This window comes from Polynucleobacter sp. SHI8 (assembly GCF_027944005.1).
Lineage (GTDB): Bacteria > Pseudomonadota > Gammaproteobacteria > Burkholderiales > Burkholderiaceae > Polynucleobacter.
The window spans coordinates 295,436-309,380 of record NZ_AP027204.1 but is presented as its reverse complement, the minus strand read 5'-3'; the positions used below and the strand labels follow the sequence as shown (position 1 = coordinate 309,380).

General features: G+C 40.9%; 14 protein-coding genes. 3 read left to right on the top strand and 11 right to left on the bottom strand.

Annotated features, from left to right (window positions below; genetic code table 11):
• Positions 1-7: 7 nt before the first annotated feature.
• The 8 genes from trmB to QMN06_RS01605 form a co-directional block, all read right to left on the bottom strand.
• Entirely contained in the window at positions 8-769 is a 762-nt protein-coding gene (trmB, locus tag QMN06_RS01640) for a tRNA (guanosine(46)-N7)-methyltransferase TrmB (protein ID WP_281970763.1), read from the bottom strand.
• Between the two features lie 9 nt (positions 770-778).
• Positions 779-1,639 carry an undecaprenyl-diphosphate phosphatase gene (locus QMN06_RS01635; protein ID WP_281970762.1) on the bottom strand — a complete coding sequence of 287 codons (861 nt, stop codon included), beginning with the start codon at positions 1,637-1,639 and terminating at the stop codon, positions 779-781.
• Between the two features lie 162 nt (positions 1,640-1,801).
• Entirely contained in the window at positions 1,802-1,930 is a 129-nt protein-coding gene (locus tag QMN06_RS01630) for a hypothetical protein (protein WP_281970761.1), read from the bottom strand.
• Between the two features lie 229 nt (positions 1,931-2,159).
• Positions 2,160-3,398: an ABC transporter permease gene (locus QMN06_RS01625; protein WP_281970760.1), complete on the bottom strand. Its 1,239-nt coding sequence runs from the start codon at positions 3,396-3,398 to the stop codon at positions 2,160-2,162.
• Entirely contained in the window at positions 3,395-4,135 is a 741-nt protein-coding gene (locus tag QMN06_RS01620) for an ABC transporter ATP-binding protein (RefSeq protein WP_281970759.1), read from the bottom strand. Before QMN06_RS01620 ends, QMN06_RS01625 begins: the two co-directional genes overlap by 4 nt.
• 4 nt (positions 4,136-4,139) lie before the next feature.
• Positions 4,140-5,378, bottom strand: coding sequence for a type II toxin-antitoxin system HipA family toxin (locus tag QMN06_RS01615; protein WP_281970758.1), 1,239 nt, complete (start codon positions 5,376-5,378; stop codon positions 4,140-4,142).
• Entirely contained in the window at positions 5,368-5,712 is a 345-nt protein-coding gene (locus QMN06_RS01610; protein WP_281970757.1) for a helix-turn-helix domain-containing protein, read from the bottom strand. The genes QMN06_RS01615 and QMN06_RS01610 overlap by 11 nt, the downstream gene beginning before the upstream one ends.
• Before the next feature lie 76 nt (positions 5,713-5,788).
• Positions 5,789-6,946, bottom strand: a complete 1,158-nt coding sequence (locus QMN06_RS01605) for an efflux RND transporter periplasmic adaptor subunit (RefSeq protein ID WP_281970756.1) — start codon at positions 6,944-6,946, stop codon at positions 5,789-5,791.
• A 123-nt stretch (positions 6,947-7,069) separates the two neighbouring features.
• Between QMN06_RS01605 and QMN06_RS01600 the strand changes: the two genes are divergently transcribed.
• Positions 7,070-7,780, top strand: coding sequence for a protein-L-isoaspartate O-methyltransferase (locus QMN06_RS01600; RefSeq protein ID WP_281970755.1), 711 nt, complete (start codon positions 7,070-7,072; stop codon positions 7,778-7,780).
• Positions 7,781-7,867: 87 nt separating this feature from the next.
• Complete coding sequence (locus QMN06_RS01595; RefSeq protein ID WP_281970754.1) at positions 7,868-9,454, top strand: TolC family protein; 1,587 nt, start codon at positions 7,868-7,870, stop codon at positions 9,452-9,454.
• 263 nt (positions 9,455-9,717) lie between these two features.
• On the opposite strand, the gene waaC is transcribed toward QMN06_RS01595, so the two are convergent.
• Genes waaC through QMN06_RS01580 form a run of 3 tightly spaced genes read right to left on the bottom strand, consistent with a single transcriptional unit; the run spans position 9,718 to position 13,102 of the window.
• The gene (gene waaC / locus QMN06_RS01590) at positions 9,718-10,749 is read right to left on the bottom strand and encodes a lipopolysaccharide heptosyltransferase I (protein ID WP_281970753.1); all 1,032 of its coding nucleotides are present in this window, start codon (positions 10,747-10,749) and stop codon (positions 9,718-9,720) included.
• Entirely contained in the window at positions 10,746-12,056 is a 1,311-nt protein-coding gene (locus QMN06_RS01585) for a hypothetical protein (protein ID WP_281970752.1), read from the bottom strand. The genes waaC and QMN06_RS01585 overlap by 4 nt, the downstream gene beginning before the upstream one ends.
• 11 nt (positions 12,057-12,067) lie before the next feature.
• Positions 12,068-13,102, bottom strand: coding sequence for a hypothetical protein (locus tag QMN06_RS01580; RefSeq protein ID WP_281970751.1), 1,035 nt, complete (start codon positions 13,100-13,102; stop codon positions 12,068-12,070).
• A gap of 105 nt (positions 13,103-13,207) precedes the next feature.
• On the opposite strand from QMN06_RS01580, the gene QMN06_RS01575 reads away from it, so the two are divergent.
• Positions 13,208-13,933: a glycosyltransferase family 25 protein gene (locus QMN06_RS01575; protein ID WP_281970750.1), complete on the top strand. Its 726-nt coding sequence runs from the start codon at positions 13,208-13,210 to the stop codon at positions 13,931-13,933.
• Positions 13,934-13,945 lie beyond the last annotated feature (12 nt).

Sequence of the window (13,945 nt, the reverse complement as noted above, 5' to 3'; positions counted from 1 at the left end):
GCACGTATTACGAATAGGCTTTTTTAACGAACACCAAATCCCATACACCGTGACCGAGCTTTAATCCTCTATTTTCAAACTTGGTAATTGGGCGATAACTAGGTCTTTGTGCATATCCCAAGACGACCGTTCCATCGACTAGGGTTTCCTGACTTGTTGCAGTATTTTGTAATTGCGACTCACTACTTAATACCTCCAACATTTGCTGAGCATATTCCTCCCAATCGGTTGCTAGGTGAATGTATGCTCCCGTTTTTAGTTTTTTACACAGCTTGGAAATAAATTCGCTCTGGACTAATCTTCTTTTATTGTGCTTTTTTTTATGCCAAGGGTCTGGGAAAAAAATATGTACACCGTCTAATACATCATCGGCAATCATGTTCTCAAGGACATCTACTGCATCATGACGAATGATACGAATGTTCTCAATTTGTTCCTCACCAATTTTTTTCAGAAGTGCACCTACCCCTGGCTCATGTACTTCAAGGGCTAAAAAATCATCACTATTTCTGAGTTTGGCGATATGAGCCGTTGTTTCCCCCATACCAAACCCTATCTCGAGGATTTTAGGTCGCACACTATCTGATGTTGAAAACACACTTTCCCAACGCAGGAGTTCTGGTGTGTACGGGATCAGAAATTTGGGACCTAGTTCATTAATGGCGCGTTGTTGACCCTGCGTCGTGCGTCCCGCACGCATCACAAAAGATTTGATGCGTCGCGGGATAAGATTTTTTTCTTCTTCAGAATGTTCAATAAGATCAGGCATCACTATTTTTTATGCACCCCAGTTAATCCAGCCCATGACTGAAGTCAAAATGACCACCAAACCAAAAGCAATTCGGTAATAAGCAAATGGCTTGAAATTATGATGGCTCACATAACCGATCAACCATTTAACACAAAAGAATGCCGAGATAAATGAAGCGATAAATCCAACTCCTAAAACAGGGCCAAAGCCTGTGATATCTAAAAGGCTAGTGTCATGACGGAGTTTATATAACTCGTACACAGTAGCTCCAGCAATGACAGGTATCGCTAAGAAAAAGGAAAACTCAGTAGCAACCTGGCGCGGCAGTCCAAATAACATCCCGCCAATAATCGTGGCACCTGATCGTGATGTACCTGGTATGAGTGCTGCACATTGCGCAAGTCCGACTTTAATCGCATCTTTAATACTTAAATCTTCTACATGCTCAATGCTCGACAGAACCACTTTACGACTACTATGTTTGGCTTTTTCCAGATGCTCCGCCCACAGAATAATGAATCCACCCACAATAAAAGCTGTCGCAACTGGAATTGGAGCAAATAAATGCGCTTTAATATATTTACCTAGTAAGAGTGCCAAAACAATCGCCGGAATTGAAGCTACGATGACATTCAAAGCAAAGCGGTTGGAGAGTGGTCTTCTGCCAAGACCAGAAATCACATCTATTATTTTTTTCCGGAACTCCCAACACACCGCCAAAATTGCGCCTAATTGAATAATGACTTCAAAAGCCTTGCCACGCTCATCATTAAACTGCAAGAGATGACCAGCAAGAATTAAATGTCCTGTACTGGAAATGGGCAAGAACTCAGTGAAACCTTCTACCACTCCTAAGATCAATGCTTTGATGAGTAATGCAATATCCATGAATTCCCTTGAATGAGTTTAATTGATCGATCTTGATAACTTAAATTATCGATATGTTTCTTTACGCATGCCTAACCGAACTGATTATCCATGAATTGCAATATGTGTTGCGCGGATATTCAATCAAGTTTTTTTAGTAGTTTTCTAGCAGAGTCAATGAATTTAATGATCCAAGCCAAGCTCGTCCCTAACCTCACTTGAAGAATACAAAACTACTTCCCCTTTGCGAACACGCTCCATTGTGGCTACTGCTAAATAAAAATCCTCTAAATCTTCTAATTCATTTTCCATGAGATCTCGATTTTATAAAATAAAAAACCCCTAAACAATTTTTCCAATAATGGATCAACAGTAGGGGGCCGTATGCTTGGAATTATACGATTTTTTATTCTCCAATAAAACAAGATCTTTTAAGCAATCACTCTTTAAGAGATGAAGAAGTTTGTATACAGAGTAACCCCTCTAAAATATTTTATTTATGAGGCAATATTAAAAGTTACTTACCTCTTATTAGCATTAATTATTCGTATCGTAAGGCTTCAATCGGTTGCATCTTGGCTGCCTTTTTTGCTGGGTAATACCCAAAGAAGACACCAATTGCTGCTGAAAACCCTACTGCGAAAATAATCGATAAAAGATTTAAGCTAATACTCCAGCCGGCAATATAGGCTACTAGCCAAGAGATCAAAACTCCAAGCAACACCCCAATTGCTCCACCCAAAGTTGCAAGTGTCATCGCCTCTACCAAAAACTGCATCATGATGTCACGACCTCTTGCACCAACCGCAAGTCGTAGTCCAATCTCTCGAGTACGCTCTGTGACGGAGACCAACATGATGTTCATAATGCCAATACCACCAACCAGAAGACTGACCGAAGCAACTGCAGCCAGTAACATTGACATCACCTTACTCGCCGCTTCTTGTGTTTTTAATATTTCTGTTAGGTTTCGAACTTGAAAATCATTTTCCATACCTGTTTGAATCCGGTGGCGCTGTCTGAGTAATTCAGTAATCCGCGCCTCCACTTCCTGAGTATCGGAACCCTCTTGCGCTTTAATCATGATGGTACCCACCCGTGCAATTCGACCTCTAGGTTCGCCAAATAAGCGATTGCGGCCGGTTGTTAGAGGCACAAAAATCACATCGTCTTGATCTTGCCCTTGAGAGCTTTGTCCTTTCGATTCCATGAGGCCAATAATCTCAAACGGAATCCCTCGAATACGCACGACTTGACCCACTGGATTATCTTCACCGAATAATTGATTCGACACTGTTTTACCTAGAATCGCGACTTTGCCAAAGCGCGTGATTTCTCCTTGATCAAAAAAACGACCTTCAGCAAGATTCCATTCGCGCACATCAAAATAATCGTTATAAACACCATTAATATTGGTAGCCCAATTGGTGTTACCAAAAACAACTTGGGCATTACTTCTTGTCAGCGGCGCTGCAAATGCCACATCGGAGATTTCTGTCGTAATTGCTCGCGCATCTTGTTCCGTTAAGGTTTGTGCATTACCAGCACCTAATCTCGCTCCTGATTGAATAATCGATCCTGGAACAACAATCAATAAATTAGATCCCAAGCTAGCAATTTGTTCTTGAAGGCGTTGTTGCGCACCACCACCAATGGCAATCATGGCAATCACTGCAGCAACACCAATCACGATTCCTAACATCGTCAGAATCGAGCGCATTTTATTGACACGCAGTGCCTGCATGGCAATTGATAGATTCATGAGTGAGGCGATTTTCATGATGGGTCTTGTGCCATTTCTGATTTACCTACAGGATGATCATTGATATGAATATCAATGATCTGACCATCTTTAAATGTCACTACCCGATTAGCATACGCAGCAACTTCAGGTTCATGTGTCACGACGATAACGGTCATCCCTTCATGATTGAGTCGGCGCAGTAAATGCATGATGTCAATGGTCATCTTCGAGTCTAGAGCACCTGTTGGCTCATCTGCCAAGATGAGTGCCGGATCATTAACCAGCGCTCGTGCAATCGCCACGCGTTGTTGTTGACCGCCCGATAGTTCGGCAGGGGTATGGTGTAGTCGATCACCAAGCCCTACCTGCTCGAGACGGTGTTTGGCATGCGCTAACTGTTCTTGTTTCGTCAAATTTGACAATGGACCTTCCCTTGCGTACAAGAGAGGCATAGCAACATTTTCTAAAGCCGAGGTACGTGCTAATAAATTAAATTGTTGAAACACAAAACCAATGCGACGATTACGCACATCCGCCAATGCATCGACACTCAGCTCACTTACCTGTTGTCCAGCGAGTTCATATACGCCACTAGTCGGCTGATCAAGGCAACCAATCATATTCATGAAGGTAGATTTACCAGAACCAGAAGCGCCAATAATCGCCACAAAATCACCCAGCTCAATATCTAAACTAACCCCGTTCAGAGCACGAACCTCAAGATCACCCTGACCATAGGATTTAACGAGATGTTGAGTAGATATGAGTGCCATTGAACTATTGACCCCAAATGATCTGTTGTTGGCGCTCTAAACATTGTTTCACTTTTGTAATCAATGAATCGCTACCGCCATGCGCTTGAATATTGTTGATTAATTGCTTTGGGATGATTGCTTGAAGATCTTGAATGAAACTATTCGCTTGCACATCACTCATGCCTAACAAAGGAGCAATCTCCAAGGCATAGCTCATCTTCGAATGATGTTTGCTAGGCATGATGGCTAATTCTTGATAGCCTAAATTCGTCATTTGCATCACCAAATCAAAGGCAGGACTTAATCGATATTGGCCATTCTCAACATGTAATACACCATGGTTTTTGACATGATCATCCGTATTATCAATGATTAAATTAAATACTAGCCGAAGAAATAATTGCTCTAAATCTTTTGCAGGCTGAATAGAAATTTTTCGGAGCATATTGGCAAACTCCAGGTAACTACCCTCATGACTCTCGTAAGGAACATTCATTAATGCTGAGGCTGACAAATAATGTTTTTTTGTTTCTTGCCCAATGAGTCCCTCACGATCAAAACGAGACACTAACAGTGCATGTCCTTGCCCCACGGGCAGCAATAAGGATGGCGCTACCTCAATGCCGCATAACTGTGCAAGATCAAGAATACATTTTTCTAAAAGTTCAACATCATGATCATCGCCTAATGCAGGGAATTTAGCTAAATATCTTTTTTGCTCGTGCACAATGGTGGTTTTTGGTCTTGCACCACCGAGCGAGCCGCCATGCTGCAACAAGCGTCGCATCTCAGGAGAAACCTCCATGGAGAGTTCAAGTTGTCTAGTTGCTTTGGAGATATCTTCCAGCAAAAATGTAGTTTGATTCATTTTTGGCACAACGATGGGTAGCGTTTGAGAAAACATCAAAGCACCAACGCGATCTTCATTCGTAATACAGAGGGTCTCAATATCAGATAATTTTTTTTCAAATTGAGCCTCTAAAACTTTTCGTCCCCAAGAGTCTGGTAAAGCGTCTTGAAATGTCAGGGGTAATGCGCCGCCATCTCTTAAACGCTTCTCTGGAATTTGAAATGCTTCTTTTCTTAAGGGGAAGATTTCTGGATGAATCGCAATGGCACTTTCAGACAGAAGATAGTTCTTGCCATAAATAAACTCTCCAGACTCAATCATTCCTTGTCGCTCAAGTTTGAGCAACCCCACAGGTAAAGCCTCCGAGGTGCCTACATCAAGCCCAACGAACAAGTTCTGCTCAGAAGTCACGCTCGGCCTCACTAATCAATCTACCTAGTCCCATGTTTTTTCGGGCACGAACTCGTTTAACGGTCACTGCCTCAATCGGTATCGGTGCGACCGTATTAAGCGTATCCACTTGACCAAATAACCACAAGGCACTAGCCATCACCCCAAGACTAGCAGTTGGTTTACCCATTTCAATGGATCGGTAGGTATTTTGTGAACAATACAGTCGTTCTGCCATTTGTTTAATTGTCCACCCCCGTGCGATGCGCTGGGCACGTATTCGCTGGCCAAGATGAAGCAAAGACTCTATAGCCTCAGGATGGATCCCATCGTTGGCAAGTGAATGTTTCGACATAAGAGTATTATAAGTCAATAAAATGAATCTTAATTAAATTAACGATCATTTTATTGACTTATTTTCGCTCAAGTCTTTAAAACATCCGTGGACCACTACTACGTTGTGTATTGCTGGTAGCATCTTGCTTCGTAGCACCTTCAATCCCCACAATCACCTGATCGCCCACTTTTAACTCATTCGGTTGATCTTTTTTGAGGGGAAGTATTTCAGAGTATTCTCCATCAGAAAGCCCTAAACGAAATGCTTTACGAACAGGTTTAGCCGCGCCTTCATCACCCTCTAAAACATACACACTCCTGTAATTACTGATTCCACCCGCAGGCCTTGGAGGCGGTTTAGGGCTATCTTTGTTCGTTGCGGTCGCAGGCTTAGCATTTTTGTCGATTGGCATTCTGAAACGAAGTGCCGCATTAGGAATTTTTAAGGCTTTTTCATGCTCTTCGACCACAATACGGGCATTGGCAGTCATACCAGGCAATAGCTTTAAATCGGGATTATCTGCACTAATTAATACCGTATAGGTTACGACGTTCTGAATATTGACAGGAGCCTTTCTGATTTGTTTGACTTTACCTTTAAAGATTCTTCCTGGAAAAGCATCTACCGTAAAGGTCGCCTCTTGGCCTTCAATGATTCGTCCCACGTCGGATTCATCAATCGAGGTTTCTACTTGCATCTCCGCCAAATTTCTGGCGATGATAAAAATTTCTGGGGATTGCAAACTTGCAGCAACGGTTTGTCCCACCTCGACACTGCGTTTGACGACCACACCATCGACCGGCGAGCGGATTAAAGTATCGTCTAAAGATTTTTTGGCCAGGTTAACAGCTCCAAGAGTAGCTTTCAGAGCTGAGTCCGTCGTAATTAATGCTTGCTCAGAAATAAACCCTTCTTTCATCAATTTTTCGTTGTATTGATGATTTCGAAGAGCTAATTCATAATTTGCCTGAGCTTGGTCAAACTTCGCCTGAAACTCACGCTGATCGATTTTTGCAATGATTTGACCTTGTTTAACACGATCATTAAAGTCGACAGTTAATTCACGGATCATCCCAGAAACACCGGTACCTATCGTTACTGATCTCACAGGATTGAGCGTGCCACTGGCTCGAATGGTGGCAACTAGTGGCCCTTCTTCAACACTCACCGTTGTGTACTTCGTTTGGGAAAAACCGATATATTTTTTACCAAAAAACCATCCAGCCCCAAGAACGCTGATGAGGACAAGCAATAAAATCAACCACTTGATAAAAGATCGACTTTTTACATCTTTTTGCGATATTGAAGTATTAGAATGTGTTATCAAAATAATGAAACAAACCCATGTTGTATTTGTAAAAAAAGGACGAACCGTATGACTAACTCTTTGAACCCTTTAAACCAAAATGATACTCCCGTTTGGAGTATTTCAAGTGCTCGTCACAAAATGATTGAGCAACAGATTCGTCCATGGGGGATTTCTGAAACAAAATACTTAGATGCCTTGGAAATTGTCAAAAGAGAATTATTTGTGGATGAGTCCCAAGTACCTCTGGTATTTTCAGATTTGCAACTGCCAATCCATGGTTCGCAAGAAGTCATGATGGAACCTAAAGTAGAAATTCGTGTTTTGCAGGCTCTCGCCCCCACAGGTAAAGATGAGGTTTTAGAGGTAGGTACTGGCTCTGGTTACATGGCGGCCCTTTTGGGATATTTTTCCAAAACGGTCAAAACCGTGGATATTCATCCGGAGTTAGTCGATTTTGCCATCTCCAACCTCAATAAATGCCGTATTCCAAATGTTCGAGCTGAAGTTGGTGATGCCGTTAAGGGATGGAATATCGAAGCCAATCAAAGTTTTGATGTGATTTGTGTGTCTGGTGCTGTAGTCACGATTTCAGAAGGACTCAAGTCACAATTAAAGATTGGCGGCAGGCTATTTGCTTTTGTAGGCCAAGAACCTCTGATGAGTGCTACTTTAGTTAAGAGAATTAGCCATGACTATTTCCAATCACAGGTGCTTTTTGAAACTTTAGTGCCAATGTTGCATATAGATCAAGCAGAACTCAGTACTTTTGAGTTCTAAAACAGACACTCTATGTCATTTTTTTGCTTACTGAGCGAAAAAATGGATAATATGGGGTGATAACTAGAACATTTATTAAAAGCTTGAATGTATAACAACAAAAGACACTCGCCCACCTTGATTCAACCTGCAACATCTTCTTCTGATCACGGCTTCAAGCTTGGGACTCGATTGTTGGTTGGTGTTCTATCCTCTGTCATTGGTCTTACACCTTTTACAAGTTCTTTTGCGCAACGTAAAAATGCGCCAAATCCGAACAGCTCAGCAAGTGTTGTCATGCAAGCACCTGCACAGGATCTTGGTCCACGTCTGGTAGATCCTAAAAATCCTCAAGCGATGGATTTAATTAAGTTGTTTCAAGAAGCAGCGCAATATGATCCTGCTTTTTTAAGCGCTAAAAATGCCTATATTGCTGGTAAAGAAGCTTATTGGCAGGCGTTTGCTGTTTTATTTCCGCAAATTACTGGCACCTATTCCACGGGTCATACCGATTTACGCTTTGATCCTAATATAGGAAAAGTGGATTATGGTTACTCTGCTTCAGGATGGGGATTACAACTTACCCAGCCATTATTTAATTGGTCCGTCTTTGAAAAATATAAGCAAGGTGATTTACTTACCGGTATAGCTGAAACAAACTTTGCTTTGGCACAACAAGATTTAATCTTAAGAGTTTCACAAGGATATTTTGACGCATTAACATCGCAAGACAATCTTGATCTGTATCGTAATAAAAAAGGCTTGATCAAACAACAGTTAGATCAAGCTAAACGTAACTTTGAAGTTGGTACTGCGACGATCGTTGATACGAATGAAGCACAGTCACGTTATGACCTCGTCATCGCTCAAGAAATCGCTGCCCAGTCTGATTTGCTCGTCAAAAAAGCAGTGCTTGAACAAATTGTAGGTAAACCCATCGATGCCATTTTGCCTTTAGCCAAACAAGCAAAAATAGAACAAGTAGTTGAAGGAAGAAGAATTAAGTTCCTGAAAAAAGATAAAGGTGAATTTGCGAGTAAAGATATTGTTGAATCCCTTCACCTTCCCACAGGTCAATCGATTGATGATTGGGCAAGACAAGTAGAAGAAGTGAACTACAACGTCATTGTCAGTCGCCTTAATTCTGAAATCGCCAAGAGTAATTACAACAGTTCCCGCGCAAGTCGTCTGCCGACAGTCAATTTAGTTGGCTCAACTGGTTACAACACGCAATTAGGTAGCTTAACTTCTGCACTACCGAACACCTATTATTCAACTCAATACGGTTTGCAATTATCGATGCCGATCTTTACCGGTGGTTATATTTCATCGACGATTCGTCAAAATGCTGCCTTATATGATCAATCGATAACTAACCTTGATTTAGTGAAAAAAACCAATGCGACCGCTGCAAAGCAAGCTTATCTTGGGTTCAATAGTGGCTTATCACAAATCAAGGCTTATGAAGCTGCTGAAAAATCTGCTCTATCTTCTTTACAGTCAAATAAAGTGGGTTACGAAGTAGGTGTCAGGATTAACATCGATGTTCTGAATGCTCAAGACCAATTAATTACCACGCAGTCTTCCCTATATAAATCACGCTATGACACCATCATGAGTGGCCTAAGACTCAAAGCCTTAGCCGCTGTTCTCACCGATGATGATTTGATTGCTGTCAATGCTTTATTGCATTGAACTGTTCTAAAGTTAAATTCTAGTTTTTCTTCATTCAATTTGGATCTTCATTACCTTTTAAGGAGTTTTTGTCATCGATAATTTTGAAATTGATTTAACTCAAAACCCAATGGACTCTGATTGGGAAGAACTTTTATCAGTAATAAAATCATCCCCTACGCCTGATGGCTTTTTAAGTTCTCAAGACAGAAATACAGTTGAGAAACAGCGTGACCCCTTTCATGGATTAAATGAATGAGCAAAACGAAGCTTTTGAACAATTCCTAGGTAAGGAGACAGGTAGCTGCTGTAATAACTTCTTCTAAAGTTGGAGCTTGCTGCTTATCTCCAAGATTGATGACTTGATGACTCCAATAACCTTCTGTCTTCCATCTAGGTGAATCGATATAGAGTTCTATCGTGGGAACACCCAAAACCGCTGCTAGATGGGTCAAACCAGTATCCACACCAATGACTAATTTGGCTTGTGCATTAATGACAAAAGCATCCTGAATCGAAAAAGCTTCAGGAACGATGGCATTAGGAACCTCTTTAGCCAGTTGTTCACTGATGAGTTTTTCCTTAGGATTACCCCAAGGAAATACCATGATTAAACCTCGAAGTGATAATTCTTTTGCAATTGCAATCCAATTATCATTCGACCAACTTTTAGCAAGTCTTGCCGTCGCATGAAAACACATGACATAAGAACCCCCATCAAGCCCAAGAGGATTAGGCAGATGAGCAAGAGAATTGATTAATGTGGGTGGATAAAACTGCGGTGGCGACTCATCCCTATTAGGTAATTGAGTTCCAAGTCCTCCAGCCGCAACGGCTCTTGAACGATCAACGGCATGATATTGGAGTGGGACCTTGACGCTCTTGGTATAAAACAATCTAGATAGAGGCTCATAACCAGAGTCTTCAGTACGATTACCGATACCAGAAACAATTGCTTGAGATGATTTTTTTGCCAAGGCTGTAATCAAAGCAGATTTAAGAAGACCTTGGGTTTCTATAACAACATCGTACTGAATAGCTTGTAACTGTTTCTTTTGCGATTGAATGTCTTGCAAGATGGAACTCCAACCCCGATACTTAAGTTCTTTACGGAGTCTGCGCAAACTTAAAGGAATGATGTGGTCAATACCTTTGAAGTTCTGGGTTGTAAGAAGTGGTGTAATCAGTTCCACATAGGCTTCTTCTATCACCCAATCTAACCTGGCATCAGGATACTGCTTGCGTATATCCCACACAATCGGTAAGTTATGTAGAACATCTCCTAAAGAAGATAATTTAACAATCAGAATATTCATGCCATCTGCTCAAGAATGGTCTTTACTGCGTCTCCAGGGGTAATAGGATCACCTGTTGGAGTATGTAACTGTTCATGAGTCCAATCTAGCCAAATGGTTTCTAGGGTAGTAATAATGGATTGGCTGTCCAGTGTATGACTCAAATAATGGTGTCGATCTAGTAAGATTTGATCCAGTTCTGGATTGCGATTGGTAATTCCCCAAATCGGTCGAAATGCCCAAAAGTAATCATACATTTTGGATGGAATATATTCTGCACACCACTCGTAGTCGCCATGTAACATCAACAACACATCCGAACTACGCATAATTTCCATAATGCGCTCTCGGCCTGACTTGCCTGAAACAGGATCATTTTCAATACGACCATGCGCCACGAGATTTTGAGCATAGGGAGAGCCTTGAACAGCTTGTTGGGTTTTTTCATCTAACCCTGCACCGTACACATCGATTTGTAAATGACTCTGCGCTTCTGGGTGCTTCATAAAGAACTCAGGTAGAGCATAAATCACGGTTGAGATGGATCTATCATTAGCCAGCGATCCAAAATGCGCAATATGTAGCTTTTCAGTTTTCTTATAAGGTGGTAATTGTTCATTAGAGCCTGGTGGGTTTGCTCCTGGGAACACCACAAAACCTTTATTTCCTAGTTTTGGATGACGGTGCTTAGCATAGTCCAAAGCCCCTTGAGTAAACCACCAAATATGGTCAGCATCTTGACAAATCAAGCGCTCAAGTTTTTGTAAAAAACGAGCGTCTTTTCTTTTTCTAGGGCGCGTTCCGTCATCATGAACATCATCACGAATCACCATCGGGTCATGAATTTCTGCAATCCATTTTTTTCCTGTTGCTTGTTTAATCATCCAAGCGGCGTAATGTGCAGACCAAGCTCCTCCGGATGAATAGATGAAATCAATATCTTTAGTTTTAATGAGTTGCTTACCCTTGTGTGCAGCAGCGTAAGACCATGATGATTGACTCGATAAACCAACAAAGAGTTTTTCGAGAGCAGTGAAAGGAAGCAACATCAAAGACAATAGAGGTGTAAATACTTTATAAAAAAGACCTCGCCCATATTTTTTAGCAACCCAGTGTCGAAAATCAAAACGAAGTCCTGATGGACCCCAGGGCAATAACTGGTAGTGCTCTAACTGTTGATCTTGATGGCCCGTTATTGCACTTAAAACAATAGGCTCTACACCAGCCTCTAGCAAAAAGGGGATTTTATCTGTAACCGTCAAGCTAGCCGCACGACCATCCATGTTAAAGCCATGGGAAATTAGTAAGCAGTTTCTTTTTTCCATCATGTCAAATTTGTCTATTCATGAAGATGAAAACAATTAGAAATAGACCTTTTAGCATACTCATTTTTTGATGCAATACTTTTTTGCAGTCTTTTAAGGATTTGAACCCGATCAGCAGGTGGTATTGCATCCATTTGTTTTTTAACATCATCCACTCGAAAGGTGTTTACTGCAAGTCGAGGATCAAGGTCATAAATCGCTTGATAATACCCAAATGGCTGATAGGGTGTACTTGCAGGAACTAAGGGTAAACTTCCAGCGCAAATAATCTCATAAAAACGAAAACAGTCTTGATTGACGTGCCCATTGGGACAAAGTGCGAATTCGGACGATTTCAATAATTTCACATAGTCTTTGGATGATAATGAGCCCTGCCCCCCGGGCCCCCAAGATCCAGAATAACCATGTGAATACCCAAGTTGTTGTGCGGTTTTACTAGCCATGATTCGCTCTGCAGAATGGGTCGTTCCTGCAAAAGAAACTGGAATCGATTTAGCAATCACTTCCTCAGTCTCTCCATCTAAATAAAAGTTAGTTTCATTAAGAGGAAAACCTATCACTTTCGCAGATACTTTACGAATCAATAAAGCCATTCTCATTTGACGCAATAAATACCGTCTAGATAAAAAAGTATGCCTTACCATATCGAGGTTTTTGGAAATTGACTGCTCTTTAACCCAGTAAACTAAAGCCCATTTAATGAACCAATACAACCATTTGAAAGAATGTATTAACAAAAAAGAGAACGGAAATACTTCATTGTTTCGAACGATTAAGCTTATTTGCGGATGTTGATATAAACGGCATCGTTTCACATCATAAGCCTCATCCGATAAATGGATAAGGATGATTTTGCGTTTTGCGGTATCAAAGATAGTTTGATATCGCGGTAAGTCACTGGCAATAATAATTATTGGTTCATTAGTTGAAGAACTAGCCAAAGTAACTAAAGCTTCGAGATCCACCACTTGTTCTGTAATGCCTAAATATTTTTCAAGAGCCCTAGTCTCATATCTGCCAGGTTCAAAAGAGTAGCCCTGATAGCTCATAAATGACTTTCTTCTCACATTAACTTTATTAGATTATCCCATAAGGAAATATAAGTTTAGAATATCAAGAACTCATCAATTAATACCTTTATTCGTAAGAAAACTTTGAATCCTTTTAATTTAAACATTGTCGTTATTTCATTAAAAAGAGCAACTGATCGAAGAATTGCTGTTGAACAACAATTCATAGGATTCAATTTGGATTGGGAATTTTTGGATGCAACTGACGGCTATCAATATCAACCCTCAGTAAAGGAATATAACTCAAAGAAAGTCCAAAAATTACAGGGCTATCAAATTACTTCAGCGGAGATTGGATGTTTTGTATCACACCGAAGAGCGTGGGAACTTTGCGTACTAGAGCATCGTCCAACACTCATACTTGAGGATGACTTTGTTCTTCTAAGTACATTCATGGATGCCTTACAACTTATCTTCTCTTCTAAAACACCTTGGGAAGCGCTTAGAATTCAAGGTCTTCAAGGTACTGGACACTCTGTGATTGAGAATATGGGTAATTTTGATATTGTTAAGAACAATGCCGACCCAATTGGATTAGCGGCATATATTTTGAAACCTGAAGGTGCAAAAAAACTAATCACTAATGCTCAAGAAATTTATGAGCCTGTGGATCATTATTTTGAGCACTTGAAGAAACATCATTTAGTCGTTTATGCACTTAAACCTTATATCGTTGAGGTTTCTTTAGCGCCATCTACCATTGATGATCGGCCAGATCGAAAGCCTGTAAAGGGTTTTAAAAAGACGTTACGATCAATTGCTCGGCAGTTGGATAGAATGACTAGTCCCCAACCTTGGTACCCCAAATAATCTTACAGATCT